The organism is Komagataeibacter intermedius TF2 (assembly GCF_000964425.1).
Lineage (GTDB): Bacteria > Pseudomonadota > Alphaproteobacteria > Acetobacterales > Acetobacteraceae > Komagataeibacter > Komagataeibacter intermedius.
The window spans coordinates 1-275 of sequence record NZ_BANF01000680.1; the positions used below are offsets into that span (position 1 = coordinate 1).

Annotated in this window: 1 protein-coding gene; it reads left to right on the forward strand. The window is 58.5% G+C overall.

Annotated elements, in window-relative coordinates; translation table 11 throughout:
• Nucleotides 1-275 (forward strand): transposase (locus B7449_RS18965; RefSeq protein ID WP_048884094.1); only part of this gene is annotated, 275 nt, incomplete at both ends.

The following is a 275-nucleotide window of genomic DNA, read 5'->3' on the forward strand; positions in this document are numbered from 1 at the left end:
GGGCTATGAAGATCTCAATGATCACGATGCCCTGCGGCATGACCTGATCTTTGGTCTGGCCTCGGGCCGTCTGTCAGGAGGCCGGGCAAACTGCGCAGCATTGGCTGGCAAATCTACACTGAACCGGTTGGAGCGCAGTGGGCACAAGGCAGATCGTTACTGTCGGATCATTGCTGATCATGAGGCCCTGGCTACCCTGTTCGTCACGCTCTTCCTTGACCAGCATGAGCACGCACCCGCCCGGATCGTTCTGGATGTGGATGCCACCGATGACC